Below are 16,329 nucleotides of genomic sequence, written 5' to 3' on the forward strand. Positions count from 1 at the left end.
GATCGACCTGATGCCCAATGCCTGCGCTGACAATCTCAAGGTGTCTGCTGCCGCTCGGCATGCTGTTCGGCGTGCTGTGCGTCGGCGGATGCGTGCGGCTGGGACCGGACTTCCAGCCTGAACGGCAAGCCTGGACGCAGCAATGGGATACGGCCGCCCTGCAGCAAGCTACCCAGACGCAGTTGCAGCCAGATGTCCGGCAGTGGTGGCGCGTCTTTGACGATCCGGTCTTGGAAGGCCTGATTGCGCAGGCCGATGCGCATAACGCCGACCTGCGGATTGCCGGCCTGCAGATCATGGAGGCTCGCGCCCGGCTGGGCATCGCCCAAAGCGGCCGCTATCCACAGGTTCAGGTCGTGGGCGCCGATGCGCTGTACCAACACCGATCGGCGCGCTCACCAGAGGGCAACCCGCGCCCCAGCAGTTTCTGGCAATACAGCGCGGGATTCGACATCGGTTGGGAACTGGATTTCTGGGGCCGCTTCAGCCGGGCCATCGAATCAGCCGATGCGGCCTATTTCGCGGCCCAGGCCCACCGTGACGATGTACTGGTGTTGCTGCACGCGCAAGTGGCCGAAACCTACTTCGCCTTGCGCACCGCCGAGGCGCGCCTGCGCATCGCCCGTGACAACGCCAGCCTGCAGAAGCGCAGTTTCGAGATCACCGAGCGCCTGTTCAAAAGTGGCGAGACCGACGAACTGGACGTGCAGCAGGCCAAGACGCAATACCTGGGCACCCGCGCCACGATCCCCGAGTTCGAAGGCCAGATCATGCGAACCCGCAATGCGCTGGCGATCCTGATCGGCCGCCCGCCGGGCCCCCTTCCGGAATTGCCGCCGCTGGCGCAAAAGGCGGCCATTCCCCTGATCGACCGAGCCGTCCTGCAAGACGTACCCGCCCGCCTGCTGCTGCGCCGCCCCGACGTGCGTGCGGCCGAATTGCGCATCGCGTCGCAATCGGCCCAGGTGGGTGTGGCGCAGGCGGATCTTTATCCCTCGCTGAGCCTGGTGGGCAGCATCCTCTGGTCTGCGACGTCGCTGGCGGGCACGGCGGGCGGCTCCGCGCTGCTGGCCGGTCCGAGCCTGAGCTGGAACGTGTTCGACCATGGCCGCCTGAAAAACAACGTGCGGGTGCAGGATGCCCGGCTGCAGCAATTGATCGTCGCCTACCGGGACCAGGTGCGCCAGGCAGCCCGAGAGGCCGACGATGCCGCCAGCGGCCTGGTCAAGGCACTGGAGCGTGACGGCATTCTGCAGGACGCGGTGCAGGCAGCTGGCCGATCGCTGACGTTGGCCAGCGCGCTCTATCGCGAGGGCTATTCGGATTTCCAGCGCGTGCTCGACGCCCAACGCGCGTTGGCGGCGCAGCAGGATGCCTATGTGGCAAACCGCGGCGCCGCCGTCAGCGACCTGATTGCCCTGTACAAGGCGCTGGGTGGCGGCTGGCACAGTGAACAGCCGCTGCTGGACCCGGCCACCCGAGACCAGATGCAACAACGCACCGACTGGGGCGATCTGCTGTCCGAGCCGCTGCCCGCTACCGCCCCTTCCCCCCTCGTCCAAAAGGTGCGATCCGATGAGTGACTCCCCGCGCGCCCCTGCTCCACCTTCGCCGCCCGCCCCGTCTGCGCCGTCTGCGCCGTCTGCGCCCCCTGCGTCGCCGGACGCCGAGCCTGCCAAGAAAGGGGTCAAGTGGGTCGTGCTGGTCATCGCGCTGAGCCTGGTCTGGTATCTGCTGGCCGACCGCTACACCCCCTACACCCAGCAGGCGCGGGTGCAAGCCTTCGTCGTGCCCGTGGCATCCGAAGTCTCGGGCCGCGTCACCAAGGTGTATGTGCGCAACAACCAGGACGTCGTCGCGGGCGCCCCGCTGTTCGACGTAGACCCCGAACATTTCCGGATCGCGCTGGACCGCGCCCGCGCCGATCTGGAGGCAATGCGCAGACAGGTCGGCGCCAGCACGGCCGGCATCGAGTCGGCCCAGGCCTCGTTGCGGGCTGCCCAAGCCAACGAGGTTCGGGCCCGGCAGGACAGCACCCGGCTGGAACGCCTGTACCGCGATGACGCAGGCACGATCTCGCTGCGCCGCGTAGAAATCGCCCGAGCCAACCTGGCGCAAGCGGTCAGCCAGGTCGCGGCGGCGCGGGCGGAAGTGCAACGAGCGCGCGAACAGGAAGGCGGCAGCGAAGAAGAGAACGCCAAGCTGCGCAGCGCCGCCGCCAATGTGGAAAAGGCAGAACTGGATCTGGCCAACACCCAGGTGCGCGCACGCTCGGCCGGGCTGATCACCGACCTGCGCACGGACACCGGCCAGTTCGTCGCCGCGGGCAATCCCGTGATGACGTTGATCGCCATCCACGACGTCTGGATCAGCGCCGAGATGACCGAGAACAACCTGGGCCATATCGAACCCGGCACGGCGGTGGCGATCGTGCTGGATGCGCTGCCGGGCACGGTGCTGGAAGGCCGCGTGCGCAGCGTGGGGTATGGCGTCAACGTGGGCCCCACCCCCCCACCCGGCAGCCTGCCCACGGTACAGAACAGCCGCGACTGGCTGCGTCCGGCCCAACGCTTCCCCGTCGTGGTCGAAATCAGCCCCGGGGAACTGCCCACCTTGCGCGGCGTGCGCGCGGGTGGCCAGGCGGAAGTCATGGCATTTCCCTCCTCGGGCAATCCGCTCAATCTGCTGGGCCGCGCGTACCTGCGCGTGATGAGCTGGCTTTCCTATGCCTATTGACGCCCATGCGCACTGACCCCGATCCACGCAGCCTGCGCGCGCTGCGCCTGGCCGTCGGCACGGCCCTCAGCCTGGCGATCAGCTTCGGCCTGAATCTGCCCATTCCGATGGTCGCGCCGGTGCTGGCGGTGTTTCTGCTGGCGTCGATGAACCGCCCCTTGCCTTTCAAGGCCGGGCTGGGCCTGACGCTGGTCGTTCTGTTCACCACGGCAAACGGCCTGGTGCTCAGCCCATTGCTGCGCTACTACCCGCTCAGCGGCCTGCTGTTGGTTGGCCTGGGACTATTTCTCGCCTTTCGCTACGGCCTGCGCGGCGGCAACAATCTCTTGTCGCTGTTCCTGGTCGTCGGCATGACCATGATTTCCGCGGCGGGCACCCTGGATTTCACCCTGGCCGCCACCGTGATCGAAGCGCTGGTCAAGGGATTGGTGGTCGCCGTGCTGGTGCTGAACCTGTGCCACGGCGTGCTGCCGGAAGCCGGTCAGGCGCCTGCACCGCCGCCCGCCCCTGTCCTGCCGCAGCCCGAGGCAAGCCGGCTGGCGCTGCGCGCAACCCTGGTGGTGGTGCCCGCCTTCCTGCTGGCGTTGACCGACCCGCTGGGCTACATGCCCATCATCCTGAAGTCGGTCAGCCTGGGGCGGCAAAGCTGCGTCAAAGCGGCGCATGGCGCGGCTCGTGAGCTGATGGGATCCACGCTGCTGGGCGGCGCACTGGCGATCGCCTTCTGGTGCGCCCTGAGCCTGTTCGTCAGCCTGTGGATGTTCTTCCTGTGGATGCTGCTGTTCGCCCTGCTGATCGGGCGCAAGCTCTATCGACTGAGCCCGACGCGCCATCCGCCCAGCTTCTGGCTGAACACGCTGGCCACACTGGTCATCCTGCTTGGTCAATCGGTGCAGGACAGTGTCGCCGGCAAGGACGTGCACACGGCCTTCGCAGTCCGCATGGGTTTGTTCATCGCCGTCACGCTTTACGCCTGCCTGATGTTGCACCTGCTCGAGCCACAACCGCCAGCACCTCTGCGGCCAGGATGGTTGCGCCGCCTTTCATTTGGACGATTCAAAAGGAGTCAATCATGGCAACGCTAGACAATCCGCTCCAGCCCGCCCCGGCCAGAGGTTGGCGCTTCAAGTGCGGGATAGGACTATTCATCCTTGCCTTCGCCCTGTGGTTCCTCATCCCGATCGCGGGGTCACTGGATGTGCCCGGTCCGCGCATCGCGGCGCTGACCGGCACTGTGTTCATCGCCAACAAGGTGCTGTTGATCGTCTGTATCGCGGTCATGGGCAAAGAGGGATTTCAGCAGCTCAAGGGCATGATGTTTGGCCATGTCAAGCGGCTGGCGCCCGCCCGGACCGTCGGTCCCCTCCGCCATGCCATCGGGTTGGTCATGTTCATTCTGCCGATCCTGACCTCGATGCTGGAGCCTTATGTCGACGAGTTCTGGCCCGGCTTGAGACCCAACCTATGGCAGCTTCAGGTCCTGGGCGACGTCATGCTGGTCGCGAGCTTTTTCGTGCTGGGGGGCGATTTCTGGAACAAGCTCAGGGCACTGTTCGTACGCACGGTTTAGCGCCAGGCGACCGGATTCTGCGCGGGGCCGCCCAAGATCGACGCTCAGTGGCGAATGGGGCATTCCTGGATGTCATAGGGCCGACGCTAGAGTCAGCCAACCTGCCGCGCCAGCCAGATCGTCGCGCCGCCGCAGGTGGGATCGTTTGCCACGTGCCGCACGACATCAAAGCCATTGTCGGTCAGCAGTTGGCGATATTCGGCCGGGGCCAGGCTGCCGTGGTAGAGCGGCCGGCCTTCGAACTGGCCGATGGCATGCCCCTGCGCGGGGCCGCTGGTGAACATCAAGGCCGCGCCCGGCGCAGCCAAACGGCGAAACCGGGCGAACATCGGCCGCTGATCGTCAGGAGCCAGATGGAAAAAGCTGTGCCAGGCAATCACGCCCTGGAACGTGTCGGGGCACGCAAACTGCCGCATATCGGCCGCAATCCAGCGATGATCGGGAAACGACGCCTGGGCGATATCCAGCAGCGGCTGTGACGTATCCACCCCCGTGATTTGGCAGCCCTGCTCGATCAGGTGCCGCGCGATCGGGGTGCCGGCGCCGCAGCCCAGGTCGAGCACCCGCACCGCCCCGCCCGCCGGCATCAGGTCGAGAAAGGCGGCAAGCCAGGCCTGCTCGATCAAGGCATGCGTGCGGCGCTGCTTCTCGAAGGCGGCGGCATGGTCCTGATACAGCGCAATCACGTCATCGGCAGCGGGGTGGGACATGGTCAGGTTCCGGGAAGTCGGGACGGGGCAACGACGCCTGCCCGATCCTCAGCGATTGATCAGCAACGCATACACGGGCGGCGTCTGCGACGCGTCGATGAAGACAAACGCCGTGCCGTCCGAGCAGAAATTGGCGACTTCCTGGTAACCGCCGTCCTGCATCGGCACGCAATTGTCGATCTGCAACAGCAGACGTCCAGGCGGCACGCCCTGCGCGCCGTTGGCGGTCCAGTACGGCACGCCGTTGTACTTGGTGCGCCACTCGGTGGCCCAGTCATGGGGGTGCGCGATGTCGTCGGGCAGGTCGTCGTGGCGACCGTAGTCGTAGAAATCCGCTTCCAGTTCGGGCGGGGCGCCGTCGTCGTCGATGCGCCAGCTGGCAATGCCCAATTCCGGGATCAGCTCAGGCAAGCCATCTTCGGCGTGTTCGGGCGGGGCCGTCGGAGCATCGCCCAACGCGGCACGCGGCAGGCTGAAGACGGCATTGGCGCCGCCGTCGCTTTCCCAGAAGCTGCAGACGCTGTCCCACTCGCACTTGAAGGCGAACAGGACCTCGCCGGCGGGGATCGGCAATTCGGGCGCAGTGGCGTCGTCCGCCTGCCCCGGCGCCTGCGCGAGAAAGCTCATGGCCCGGCCGCACTCCTGGCATATCGGCCAGTGCGCGATGGGCAAGCCCCACGGCAGACCGCCCAGCTTGTGTACCAGGCCCGGCGCGGCGCCGGCGCAGAACGTGGGGTAATGGCTTTTCATGCAAGCACCTGTGCTGTCAAGGGAACTGCCCAGACTATATCCGTTGCCGCCGGCCCTGTGCTGACACGGCCGTGACAGGTCACTACACCTCTTCGATGCGCACCTTGGGCGCGAACGGCGTGCCCAGATCCAGCGTGCGGTAGATGCGCTCCAGAATGCGCTGGCGACGTGTCGGCCGCCCCAGGCGCCAGCGCGTGTCCAGAAAAAGCAGCGGCACGGCAAAGCAGGCCCAGACAAACAGCAGGATCGCGAACAGGAATGTCGCCAGCTCAGGCAGGTCGGCATGCTCTTGTGGTGAACCGCCAAAATAGAGAAAGCCCACGACCACCAGCCAGGCGACCAGCAGCAGACTGCCCAGCAGCGCCAGCATCGGCACGCGCTGATTCAGGCCGACGCCGACCGGCCCGATCCGCGCATGCGCGCCGCGGAAATGACGGTGGCAGACGTAGACGCGGCCATCTTCCAGATTGCGCAGGCCGTAGACCAGCCGGTGCGGCCCCGCGCCGGGAATCTCGCCGGCGTAGGCGGCCAGCTCGACGCGGTCGCCTTCCGCCAGAAAAGGCTGGACGTTGCCCAGGTCTTCGCCGACGTGCAGTGCATAGTGCTGGCGACCGATCTGGAACCGATAGACGCCGAAACTGGGACGGTGCCGCGTCCCGGGGCGTGCCTCGTGGGTCAAGGACCGCAACACGCCGTGTACATGCAGGATCTCGGGCGATGCATCGGCGATGAGCTGTTCGCTGATCTGCGGCTCGCCAAGCCGTTGCTTGTCCGCCAGCAACGCCGACGCGGCGGCAGACGCATCGGCGCCAGGCAAGACCGGCCTGCCCTGCTGCTGGCGGTACCACGCTTCACTCTGCAAGATGGCTGGACGGTGCAGGCGGTTGTGCCACAGCCCATACAAGGCGCTGCCTGCCACGATCAGCGCGACCAGGGCCACCGTCAAGGCAACCACCAGCAGCAGCACCTGCACGAAGGACCCCAGGTCCAGCAGGAAGCAGCCCGCGATCATTGCGGCGGCCAGCGCGGCGCCGATGCCGATGCTGCGCCAGGCGCGGCGTCGTTGATCCACGTAGTAGCGCGGTGCAATGCCGGGACCTTTCGCGGCAGACAGCCACGAAAAGTGCCGCAGCGACTGCGGGCCATCCAGCACGCCGACGCGCACGGGCACGCCTTGCTGCTGAAGTTCCTGCAACGTGCGGATGTCGGCGGCGCTCTCGAAGGCGCCATACACCGACACCCCATTCACCACGATATGGACGTTGCCTCGGACAAGCGGCACGGCGACACGCATCTGCTCGATGCGGCCTTCGACCATGGCGGCGGTGGAGGCAGTCGTGCGCTTGAACATGGAGCAAGTGGCCGCGGCGGCAGGCAGGAAAAGCGCACAGCATACCGCAGGGATCTCCGGGCCAACGCGCGCCGCGCCCTACCCCTGGCGGTGATGCTTGCGATGCCCCACCCGCTGGGCCCGGTAGATGCCCGCGTGCCCGGAAAACAGATACGCCGTGACGCAGCCGGTGGCCGCCAGCGGGCCGATGTCGGCGCCGAACAGTTCCATGGCCATCAGCGTGGTCGCGATCGGCGTGTTGGCCGCGCCGGCAAACACCGCCACGAAGCCGATACCGGCCATCATCGCGAACGGCATGTGCAAGAGCGGCGCCAGCGCATTGCCCAGCGTGGCGCCGATATAGAACAGCGGCGTGACTTCGCCGCCCTTGAAGCCCGTGCCCAGCGAGGCCACGGTAAAGGCGAACTTGCCCAGGAAGTCCCACGGCGCCATCGGCGCCTGAAACGAACGCACGATGTCGGGAATGCCCAGGCCGATGTAGCGGTAGGCGTCCAGCGTCCACACCGCCGTCGCGATAACGATGCCGCCCGCCACCGGGCGCAGCGGCGCGTAGGCGATAAGCTGCCTGACCCCGCCCGCCAGGGTGTGCACGGCCGCCGCGAACAACATGCCGACCAGGCCAAACACAATGCCCGCCGCCAATACCGCCGCCACGCTGGCCACGCCCACGGGTGCGATCGCGCCGATCGCATACGCCGTGTGGTGAATGCCCCAGGCCAGGCAGACCTGGTCGGCCACGATGCTGGCGACCAGACACGGAAACAGCGCCTCGTAGCGCATGCGGCCGATGGCCAGCACCTCCAGCCCGAACACCGCGCCGGCCAGGGGCGTGCCGAACACCGACGAAAAACCGGCGCTGATGCCCGACATCAACAGCACCCGGCGGTCTTCGCGTCCCAGCCGAAGCAGGCGCGTCAGCTGGTCCGCCAGCGCGCCGCCCATCTGCACGGCGGTGCCTTCGCGCCCGACCGACGCGCCAAACAGGTGCGACACGACCGTGCCGCCCAGCACCAGCGGCACCATGCGCAGCGGCACGACCTGCTTGGGGTCGTGGATCTCGTCGATGATGAGGTTGTTGCCGGCATCCACCGACTTGCCCAGCCGGTGATACACGTAGCCCACCCCAAAGCCGGCCACCGGCAGCAGCCAGATCACCCAGGCGTGGCTTTGCCGCCAACCGGTGGCCAGGTCCAGGGCTAACAGGAAGATCGCCGACGCGCAGCCGGCCAGCGCGCCGACCAGGGACGCAATCGCGAACCACTTGCCGGCGTAGGGCAAGCGTTCAAAGGGTTCTATACGGGGAAATCGCGGCATGGGTCATGGCTCGAAAGGACTCGGGCTGACCAATGGTTCAAGGCTGAACAGAAGCCGCAGATGAAGTCGCAAATACAGCCAGATGAGGCCAAAAATGCGAACGCCTACAGCCCCGACATTGGTCAGGTTTCTGTAGGCGTCATCAACCGCGCAAGGCGCGGTGGTTAAAGGAGGAACACCATCTCCGTTGGCAGGAATATAGCCGAAGGCGGCGTGGCCTGCCCACCAGCAGGGCCAGCCGCCCGAATTCCTTGGGCGTCAACGGCAACGCCTGAACGGCCCGACGCGTAACAAGTCCAGCTCCAGGTCAGCGAACAGCAGCCTGTCGCCGGACTCCGGCACGCCGGTAAGCCAGATGTGGTTGATGTCGCGAAGGCCCTATCGCTTAGCGGCGCGCGTCACTCTGGCGCTGCACCTCGGCCGGGTAATCCGGCCCCGTGCGCAGCCGCACGTATTCCGAAAACGCGGCCTGGTATTCCGGGCTGTAGATATCCGGCGTGGCCTCGCCGCGCCAGAACCGGTCCACCCCGGCCCGCTTCCACAGCGCCAGATCGGCCAGCACTTCGGCGCGGGTCAACGACTGGCCATACGGACGGGTCAACGCCGTGGCCGGCGCCCCGGCCGATGCCACCGGCTGCGCCAGCGCGGCGCCCGACACGCCCGTCGCCAGGGCCAGGAACAAAGCGGTTTTACGAAGAATCTGCATGCTTCACACTCCTAAGAATCACGTTGGGTACTGCACGGAATTCATTCTAGGAAGGCGATGCAGACAGAAAGCGGATAGGGAGATTACGTTTTTGACATCCAGAAAAAAGCGCCACGGACCAGCCCGTGGCGCGGGATGAAAAAAACTCAGGCGTCGATGCGTTTACCGCACCTTGCCCTCCTTCCAGGCTTCCAGCAGCTTCTCATAAGCCACCGTCTCGCCCTTGGGCTTTTCATTGGCCAGCTTCTTCCAAGGCGCGTGCTGATCCGACAGCCACTTGCTCGGATCGCTCTTGGCATTGAGCTTGGGCGCGCATTGCGCCATGCCGGCCCGTTCCAGCCGCGCCATGACCTGGTCCATTTCATTGGCCAGGTTGTCCATGGCGGCCTGCGGGGTCTTTTCGCCGGTGACGGCCGTGGCGACGTTCTTCCACCACAGCTGGGCCAGCTTGGGGTAGTCGGGCACGTTGTTGCCGGTGGGCGTCCAGGCCACGCGTGCCGGGCTGCGATAGAACTCGATCAGGCCGCCGTAGTTGGCCGCGTTCTTGGTGAAGTAGTCGCTGTGGATGTCGCTGTCGCGAATGAAGGTCAGGCCGGTGATGGACTTCTTGAGCGAGACCGACTTGGACGTGACGAACTGGGCGTACAGCCAGGCGGCGGCCATCTTGTCGGGGTTGGTGGACTTGAAGAAGGTCCACGAGCCGACGTCCTGGTAGCCGTTCTGCATGCCGTCCTTCCAGTACGGGCCGTAGGGCGACGGGGCCATGCGCCACTTGGGAGTGCCGTCCTCGTTGACGACCGGCAGGCCCTTCTTGGTCATGTCGGCGGTAAAGGCCGTGTACCAGAAGATCTGCTGGGCGATCTGGCCTTGCGCGGGCACCGGGCCGGATTCCGAGAAGGTCATGCCCATGGCCTGCTGCGGGGCGTACTTCTTCATCCAGTCGACGTACTTGGTCAGCGCGTAGACGGCGGCCGGGCTGTTGGTGGCGCCGCCGCGTGCCACCGATGCGCCCACGGGGGTGCACTTGTCGTCGGCCACGCGGATGCCCCATTCGTCCACCGGCAGGCCGTTGGGCAGGCCCTTGTCGGCCGCGCCGGCCATGGACAGCCACGCGTCGGTGAAGCGCCAGCCCAGCGACGGGTCTTTCTTGCCGTAGTCCATGTGGCCATAGACCTTCTTGCCGTCGATTTCCTTGACGTCGTTGGAGAAGAAGTCGGCGATGTCTTCGTAGGCGGACCAGTTGGTGGGCACGCCCAGGTCGTAGCCGTATTTGGCCTTGAACTTGTCTTTCAGGTCTTGCCGGGCGAACCAGTCGGCGCGGAACCAGTAGACGTTGGCGAACTGCTGGTCGGGCAGCTGGTACAGCTTGCCGTCCGGCGCGGTGGTGAACTTGGTACCGATGAAGTCCTTCAGGTCCAGGCCCGGGTTGGTCCATTCCTTGCCGGCGCCGGCCATGTAGTCGGACAGCGGCAGGATGGCGCCGTAGCGGTAGTGGGTGCCGATCAGGTCGGAATCGGAAATCCAGCCGTCGTAGATGGATTTGCCGGACTGCATCGACGTCTGCAGCTTCTCGACCACGTCGCCTTCCTGGATCAGGTCGTGGTTGACCTTGATGCCGGTGATTTCCGTGAAGGCCTTGGCCAGGGTCTTGGACTCGTATTCGTGCGTGGTGATGGTTTCGGACACCACGTTGATTTCGGTGACGCCCTTGGCCTTGAGCTTGGCGGCGGCGTCGATGAACCACTTCATCTCGGCCATCTGCTGGTCTTTGGACAGGGACGACGGCTGGAATTCCGAATCGACCCACTTTTTCGCTTCCGGCTCGCCGGCCCAGGCTCCTGACGTACCGATCAGGGCGATGGCGGCCGCCATGGCGTGCATGCGCAATTTCATGACCTGTCTCCTCGATAAGTCTTCCCGTATCGTGCTGCGGACCGCTGGCCGGGGAAGACGCTGGCCGATAGTCCTTCCAAACCGCTGATGTCGCGTGGGGTTCTGTTGCCCCTTTCAGCCTTTTCTCATGATGAAAGCCAACAGCAGCATGGACAGCACGAAGCTGATCCACACCGATGGCGGCTCATCCAGCGAAAACCATTCCACCGCCTTCTGGCCGAAACCCAGGAACGCCAGGTTGAGCCAGGCCGCGGCCATCAAGCCGATGAACAGGCGGTCGCCGCGGGTGGTGCGCAGGGGCAGAAAGCCCTTGCGCTCGACCGTGGGCGATTTCAGTTCCCAGACCGTCATGCCCACCAGCATCAGGACGATGCACGAGAAGAACACGGCGACCGGGGTGGTCCATACCATCCAGCTGAACATGTGTGCTCCCTGTCCTAGACGCGGCCCATCGCGAAGCCCTTCGCGATGTAGTGCCGCACGAACCAGATGACGATGCCGCCGGGCACGATGGTCAGCACGCCTGCCGCGGCCAGCACGCCCCAGTCCATGCCTGATGCCGAGACGGTTCGGGTCATGGTGGCGACGATGGGCTTGGCGTTGACGGACGTCAGCGTGCGGGCCAGCAGCAGTTCGACCCAGCTGAACATGAAGCAGAAGAACGCCGCCACGCCGACGCCGGACTTGATCAGCGGCAGGAAGATCGTCAGGAAAAAGCGCGGGAACGAGTAGCCGTCGACATACGCGGTTTCGTCAATTTCGCGCGGCACGCCGGACATGAAGCCTTCCAGGATCCACACGGCCAGCGGCACGTTGAACACCAGGTGCGCCAGGGCCACGGCCAGGTGGGTGTCCATCAGCCCGAACGAGCTGTACAGCTGGAAGAACGGCAAGAGGAACACGGCCGGCGGCGTCATGCGGTTGGTCAACAGCCAGAAGAAGACGTGCTTGTCGCCGATGAAGCGGTAGCGCGAGAACGCGTAGGCGGCCGGCAGCGCCACGGCCAGCGAGATGACGGTGTTGATGACGACGTAGATCAGCGAATTGATGTAGCCGGAATACCAGGCGGGATCGGTGAAGATCGTGCGGTAGTGTTCCAGCGTGAAATCGCGCGGCCACAGGGTCAGCGTGCTGACGATTTCGGTATTGGTCTTGAACGACATGTTCAGCATCCAGTACAGCGGCAGGATGGCGAACACCAGGTACAGCGCCAGGAAGGCGCCGCGCCACCAGGTGGATGAATCACGCATTGGCACGCTCCTCGTCAAAGCCGCCGGTGGTGCCGGCGCGCTGCATCCAGTTGTAGAGGATGAAGCACAAGAGCAGGATGATCAGGAAGTAGATGATCGAGAACGCCGCGGCCGGGCCCAGGTCGAACTGGCCCACGGCCTTCTGCGTCAGGTATTGCGACAGGAAGGTCGTGGCGTTGCCGGGCCCGCCGCCGGTCAGGACGAAGGGCTCGGTGTAGATCATGAAGCTGTCCATGAAGCGCAGCAGCACCGCGATCATCAGCACGCCGCGCATCTTGGGCAGCTGGATGAAACGGAACACGGCCAGGCGCGAAGCGCCATCGATGCGGGCGGCCTGGTAGTAGGCGTCGGGAATGGCGCGCAGGCCCGCATAGCACAGCAACGCCACCAGCGGCGTCCAGTGCCACACGTCCATCACCAGCACGGTGACCCAGGCGTCGACGTCGTTGCCGGTGTAGTTGTAGTCCACCCCCAGCCACGACAGCGTGGCGCCGAGCAGGCCGATGTCGGTGCGGCCGAACACCTGCCAGATGGTGCCCACGACGTTCCAGGGAATCAGCAGCGACAGCGCGATGATGACCAGCACCGCCGACGCCCGCCAGCCGCTGGCCGGCATCGACAGCGCCAGCAGGATGCCCAGCGGGATCTCGATGGCCAGCACCGCCAGCGAAAAGCCGATCTGCCGAAACAGCGCGCCGTGCAGCTCTTCGTCCTGCAGCACGGCGGCGAACCATTCGGTGCCGACGAACACGCGGCGCTCGGGCGAGATGATGTCCTGCACCGAGTAATTGACGATGGTCATCAGCGGCAGAATGGCCGAAAACGCCACGCACAGCACCACGGGCAGGACCAGGAACCAGGCCCGGTGATTGATCGGTTTCATCGGATCAGTTCCTCGTCGCGGTAAAAGCACGTGTGCGGATTCAGGGCCGACAGCCACACGGTGGCGCCAGGCGCCATGGCGGGAAGGTCGGCGCCCAGGCGGGCCCGCAGCGGCGTGCCTTCGAAGTCGGCCACCAGCAGCGTGTAGGTGCCCACGTCCTGCACGCGGTCCACGCGGACCGGCAAGGCGCCGGGCGCCTGGGCGTCGGTCAGGCGCAGGTATTCGGGGCGCACGCCCAGCTTGACCGGACCGGCGTGGGCCAATTTGGCCGCCAGGGCATCGGACAGCCCGTCGACACGGCACTGCCCTACCCGCAGCGCGCCGTCCCGCCATGCGGCGGGCAGGAAGTTCATGCCGGGCGAGCCGATGAAGTGGCCCACGAAGGTATGCGCGGGGCGTTCGAACAGGTCGTCGGCGCTGCCGACCTGCACGGCGCGGCCGCGCGCCATCACCATCACCTGGTCAGCAAAGGTCAGCGCCTCGGTCTGGTCATGCGTGACGTAGATCAGCGTGAGCTTGAATTCGTGGTGGATTTCCTTGAGCTTTCTGCGCAGTTCCCATTTCAGCTGGGGGTCGATGACGGTGAGCGGTTCGTCGAACAGAATGGCCGACACGTCGTTGCGCACCAGGCCGCGGCCCAGCGAGATCTTCTGCTTGGCATCGGCGGTCAGGCCGCTGGCGCGGCGATCGAGCACGTGCGACATCTCCAGCATTTCGGCGATGCGGCCGACGCGTTCGCGGATGCGTTCGGGCGGCACGCCGCGGTTGCGCAGCGGAAAGGCCAGGTTCTCGGCGACCGTCATGGTGTCGTACACCACCGGAAACTGGAACACCTGGGCGATGTTGCGCGCCTGCGGCGTCTTGCCGGTGACGTCCTGGCCGTCGAACAAAATGCGGCCATGGGACGGGCGCAGCAGGCCCGACACGCAGTTCAGCAAGGTGGTCTTGCCGCAGCCCGACGGGCCCAGCAAGGCATAGGCGCCGCCGTCGCGGAAAGTGAACTTCAGCGGCAGCAGCGCGTAGTCCTCGTCGGCCTGGGGGTGGGCGACGTAGGAATGAGAGAGGTCCAGCTCGATCTGTGCCATCAGGCGCCCCCCCCGGTTGCGGCGCGGCGCGCGGGCGCGGCCAGCAAGGCGCCGTCGGCGCCAAAGGCGTAGGTCTGCGCCGGGTCGAAATACAGCGTCAGCGGCTGGTCCAGCGTGTAGCGATGCACGCCGGGCAGCTGCGCCACCACGTCGCCGGCCGCCGTGCGGGCATGCACGAAGGTGTCGGACCCGGAGATCTCGGCCAGCTTGACCACGCCGTCCAGGCCGATGTGGCCGGGGCGCGGGGTCACGTCCAGCGCGCCGGCGCGCAGTCCGGCGGTCAGGTCGCTGCCGGTGCTGGGCGGCAGATGCCGCGCCACCGTGATGCCGCCCTGCAACGCAAAGCCGATTTCGTTGCGCCGCGCGGCGAACAGGTTCATGGGCGGGTCGCTGAACGCGCGCGCCACTCGAATGGAGTTGGGGCGGTGAAAGACCTCGGCCGTGGGGCCGTATTGCAGCAGTTCGCCGGCATCGAGCACGGCGGTGTGGCCGCCCAGCAACAGGGCTTCGCCCGGTTCGGTGGTGGCGTAGACCACGGTGGAACGGCCCTGCGCGAACAATGCCGACAGCTCGTCGCGCAGTTCTTCGCGCAGCTTGTAGTCCAGGTTGACCAGGGGTTCGTCCAGCAGGATCAGGGGCGCGTCCTTGGCCAGGGCGCGGGCCAGGGCCACCCGCTGCTGCTGGCCGCCGGACAGTTCCGACGGGTAGCGCGCCAGCAGGTGGTCGATGTGCAGCCGCGCCGCCATGGCGCCGACCTTGTCGGCAATGCCGGCTTCACCGCGCAGCTTGAGCGGCGACGCGATGTTGTCGAACACCGTCATGGACGGATAGTTGATGAATTGCTGGTAGACCATGGCGACATTGCGCTGGCGCACCGGCACGCCGGTCACGTCGCGGCCGTCGGCCAGCACGTGGCCTTCGGTGGGCCGATCCAGCCCGGCCATGATGCGCATCAGCGATGTCTTGCCCGCCAGGGTGGCCCCCAGCAGGACGGTCATGGCGCCTGGCACCGGGGCCAGGGTCATCGGATACAGGTGCGTCTGCGAGCCGGCTCGCAAACCTATCCTGTCCAGGGTCAGCTGCATCTGGTCTCCTGCCTCTTATACGTCCCCGATTATTCAATCGGGCATCGATACTGGGGTACAGCGGCCCTTGCGGCGCGCAAGAACGCGTCGTTTCAGGTTTTTCTTTCAGATCGCTTTCGTTTTTTGTGCGTTTTACCGAAGAAGCGAACAAAAAACAATCTTGCAGTGCGTCATTATTTTTCGCTTTTGTTGTTTTATGATGCGAACATGACACTGAATCCCAGACAAAGCGCCTTGATCGAAATGGTGCGAGCCCAAGGCTCGGCCACGATCGAAGAGCTTGCCAAACGCTTTGACGTCACGCTGCAGACCGTGCGGCGCGACGTCAACATCCTATCCGAAGCCGGCCTGCTGTCGCGCTTTCATGGCGGCGTGCGCATCGAAGCGTCGACCATCGAGAACATCGCCTACCGCAAGCGCCAGGGGCTGCACGCCGCCGGCAAGCAGCGCATCGCCGAGGCCGTGGCCCGCGCCGTGCCCGACGGCTGTTCGCTGATTTTGAACATCGGCACCACCACCGAGGCCATCGCGCGCGCCCTGCTGCGCCACCGCGGCCTGCGCGTCATTACCAACAACCTGCACGTGGCGGACATCCTGTCGGACAACCCCGACTGCGAGGTCATCGTGGCCGGCGGCGTCGTGCGTTCGCGCGACCGCGGCATCGTCGGCGAAGCCACCATGGATTTCATTCGCCAGTTCAAGGTCGACATCGGCCTGATCGGCATTTCCGGCATCGAAGCCGACGGCACGCTGCGCGACTACGACTTTCGCGAAGTGCGCGTGGCCCGCACGATCATCGAGCAATCGCGCGAGGTCTGGCTGGCCGCCGACAGCAGCAAATTCAAGCGCCAGGCCATGGTGGAACTGGCGCACATCTCGCAGATCGACCGCTTTTTCACCGACGCGCATCCGCAGGAACCGCTGGCCCAGGTGCTGCTGGATTCCGGCGTGCGCTGTGAAGTGGCCGCCGCACCGAACGCCGCCAAGGCCGCCTGA

Annotated in this window: 16 protein-coding genes and 1 riboswitch; of the genes, 5 read left to right on the plus strand and 11 right to left on the minus strand. The window is 65.8% G+C overall.

The genetic code is table 11. The features are described from left to right. Positions 1-17: 17 nt before the first annotated feature. From ACUDP5_RS15480 to ACUDP5_RS15495, 4 genes are read left to right on the plus strand one after another with little or no spacing between them, the layout of a single operon-like run. Positions 18-1,583, plus strand: a complete 1,566-nt coding sequence (locus ACUDP5_RS15480) for an efflux transporter outer membrane subunit (RefSeq protein WP_445656487.1) — start codon at positions 18-20, stop codon at positions 1,581-1,583. Continuing rightward, positions 1,576-2,736: an HlyD family secretion protein gene (locus ACUDP5_RS15485; protein ID WP_445656488.1), complete on the plus strand. Its 1,161-nt coding sequence runs from the start codon at positions 1,576-1,578 to the stop codon at positions 2,734-2,736. The genes ACUDP5_RS15480 and ACUDP5_RS15485 overlap by 8 nt, the downstream gene beginning before the upstream one ends. Positions 2,737-2,741: 5 nt before the next feature. Continuing rightward, positions 2,742-3,821, plus strand: coding sequence for a DUF2955 domain-containing protein (locus ACUDP5_RS15490; protein ID WP_445656489.1), 1,080 nt, complete (start codon positions 2,742-2,744; stop codon positions 3,819-3,821). Next, positions 3,809-4,306, plus strand: a complete 498-nt coding sequence (locus ACUDP5_RS15495; RefSeq protein ID WP_445656490.1) for a transporter suffix domain-containing protein — start codon at positions 3,809-3,811, stop codon at positions 4,304-4,306. The genes ACUDP5_RS15490 and ACUDP5_RS15495 overlap by 13 nt, the downstream gene beginning before the upstream one ends. Positions 4,307-4,398: 92 nt before the next feature. On the opposite strand, the gene ACUDP5_RS15500 is transcribed toward ACUDP5_RS15495, so the two are convergent. The 11 genes from ACUDP5_RS15500 to ACUDP5_RS15550 form a co-directional block, all read right to left on the minus strand. After that, entirely contained in the window at positions 4,399-4,992 is a 594-nt protein-coding gene (locus ACUDP5_RS15500) for a class I SAM-dependent DNA methyltransferase (RefSeq protein ID WP_445656491.1), read from the minus strand. Between the two features lie 72 nt (positions 4,993-5,064). After that, positions 5,065-5,766 (minus strand): hypothetical protein, encoded by a 702-nt coding sequence (locus ACUDP5_RS15505; protein ID WP_445656492.1) that lies wholly within the window; start codon positions 5,764-5,766, stop codon positions 5,065-5,067. 82 nt (positions 5,767-5,848) lie between these two features. Further along, positions 5,849-7,117 (minus strand): hypothetical protein, encoded by a 1,269-nt coding sequence (locus ACUDP5_RS15510; RefSeq protein ID WP_445656493.1) that lies wholly within the window; start codon positions 7,115-7,117, stop codon positions 5,849-5,851. 78 nt (positions 7,118-7,195) lie between these two features. Next, a complete protein-coding gene (locus ACUDP5_RS15515) occupies positions 7,196-8,431 on the minus strand; it encodes a voltage-gated chloride channel family protein (RefSeq protein WP_445656494.1) in 1,236 nt (411 codons plus the stop codon). A gap of 126 nt (positions 8,432-8,557) precedes the next feature. After that, a riboswitch (Fluoride riboswitch) is annotated at positions 8,558-8,626 on the minus strand. Between the two features lie 190 nt (positions 8,627-8,816). Next, positions 8,817-9,137 carry a DUF4148 domain-containing protein gene (locus tag ACUDP5_RS15520; protein ID WP_445656495.1) on the minus strand — a complete coding sequence of 107 codons (321 nt, stop codon included), beginning with the start codon at positions 9,135-9,137 and terminating at the stop codon, positions 8,817-8,819. A 162-nt stretch (positions 9,138-9,299) separates the two neighbouring features. After that, positions 9,300-11,030 carry an ABC transporter substrate-binding protein gene (locus ACUDP5_RS15525; protein ID WP_445656496.1) on the minus strand — a complete coding sequence of 577 codons (1,731 nt, stop codon included), beginning with the start codon at positions 11,028-11,030 and terminating at the stop codon, positions 9,300-9,302. A gap of 114 nt (positions 11,031-11,144) precedes the next feature. Further along, a complete protein-coding gene (locus ACUDP5_RS15530) occupies positions 11,145-11,453 on the minus strand; it encodes a DUF2160 domain-containing protein (RefSeq protein WP_047992707.1) in 309 nt (102 codons plus the stop codon). 14 nt (positions 11,454-11,467) lie between these two features. Next, positions 11,468-12,280, minus strand: a complete 813-nt coding sequence (locus ACUDP5_RS15535; RefSeq protein WP_263913235.1) for a carbohydrate ABC transporter permease — start codon at positions 12,278-12,280, stop codon at positions 11,468-11,470. Next, on the minus strand, positions 12,273-13,163 hold the full coding sequence (locus ACUDP5_RS15540; RefSeq protein ID WP_025136361.1) for a carbohydrate ABC transporter permease: 891 nt from the start codon (positions 13,161-13,163) through the stop codon (positions 12,273-12,275). The genes ACUDP5_RS15535 and ACUDP5_RS15540 overlap by 8 nt, the downstream gene beginning before the upstream one ends. Continuing rightward, positions 13,160-14,248, minus strand: coding sequence for an ABC transporter ATP-binding protein (locus tag ACUDP5_RS15545; RefSeq protein WP_445656497.1), 1,089 nt, complete (start codon positions 14,246-14,248; stop codon positions 13,160-13,162). Before ACUDP5_RS15545 ends, ACUDP5_RS15540 begins: the two co-directional genes overlap by 4 nt. Beyond that, positions 14,248-15,333 carry an ABC transporter ATP-binding protein gene (locus ACUDP5_RS15550; RefSeq protein ID WP_263913233.1) on the minus strand — a complete coding sequence of 362 codons (1,086 nt, stop codon included), beginning with the start codon at positions 15,331-15,333 and terminating at the stop codon, positions 14,248-14,250. The genes ACUDP5_RS15545 and ACUDP5_RS15550 overlap by 1 nt, the downstream gene beginning before the upstream one ends. A gap of 186 nt (positions 15,334-15,519) precedes the next feature. Here ACUDP5_RS15550 and ACUDP5_RS15555 point away from each other — a divergent pair, with 186 nt between their 5' ends. Then, positions 15,520-16,329, plus strand: coding sequence for a DeoR/GlpR family DNA-binding transcription regulator (locus ACUDP5_RS15555; protein WP_081821558.1), 810 nt, complete (start codon positions 15,520-15,522; stop codon positions 16,327-16,329).

The sequence above is a fragment of the Achromobacter sp. NCFB-sbj8-Ac1-l genome (assembly GCF_052695805.1).

Coding starts and splice junctions, on each gene's coding strand:
- ACUDP5_RS15480 (WP_445656487.1), top strand. CDS start 18: ATGCCTGCGCTGACAATCTCAAGGTGTCTGCTGCCGCTCGGCATGCTG.
- ACUDP5_RS15485 (WP_445656488.1), top strand. CDS start 1,576: ATGAGTGACTCCCCGCGCGCCCCTGCTCCACCTTCGCCGCCCGCCCCG.
- ACUDP5_RS15490 (WP_445656489.1), top strand. CDS start 2,742: ATGCGCACTGACCCCGATCCACGCAGCCTGCGCGCGCTGCGCCTGGCC.
- ACUDP5_RS15495 (WP_445656490.1), top strand. CDS start 3,809: ATGGCAACGCTAGACAATCCGCTCCAGCCCGCCCCGGCCAGAGGTTGG.
- ACUDP5_RS15505 (WP_445656492.1), bottom strand. CDS start 5,766: ATGAAAAGCCATTACCCCACGTTCTGCGCCGGCGCCGCGCCGGGCCTG.
- ACUDP5_RS15510 (WP_445656493.1), bottom strand. CDS start 7,117: ATGTTCAAGCGCACGACTGCCTCCACCGCCGCCATGGTCGAAGGCCGC.
- ACUDP5_RS15515 (WP_445656494.1), bottom strand. CDS start 8,431: ATGCCGCGATTTCCCCGTATAGAACCCTTTGAACGCTTGCCCTACGCC.
- ACUDP5_RS15520 (WP_445656495.1), bottom strand. CDS start 9,137: ATGCAGATTCTTCGTAAAACCGCTTTGTTCCTGGCCCTGGCGACGGGC.
- ACUDP5_RS15525 (WP_445656496.1), bottom strand. CDS start 11,030: ATGAAATTGCGCATGCACGCCATGGCGGCCGCCATCGCCCTGATCGGT.
- ACUDP5_RS15530 (WP_047992707.1), bottom strand. CDS start 11,453: ATGTTCAGCTGGATGGTATGGACCACCCCGGTCGCCGTGTTCTTCTCG.
- ACUDP5_RS15535 (WP_263913235.1), bottom strand. CDS start 12,280: ATGCGTGATTCATCCACCTGGTGGCGCGGCGCCTTCCTGGCGCTGTAC.
- ACUDP5_RS15540 (WP_025136361.1), bottom strand. CDS start 13,163: ATGAAACCGATCAATCACCGGGCCTGGTTCCTGGTCCTGCCCGTGGTG.
- ACUDP5_RS15545 (WP_445656497.1), bottom strand. CDS start 14,248: ATGGCACAGATCGAGCTGGACCTCTCTCATTCCTACGTCGCCCACCCC.
- ACUDP5_RS15550 (WP_263913233.1), bottom strand. CDS start 15,333: ATGCAGCTGACCCTGGACAGGATAGGTTTGCGAGCCGGCTCGCAGACG.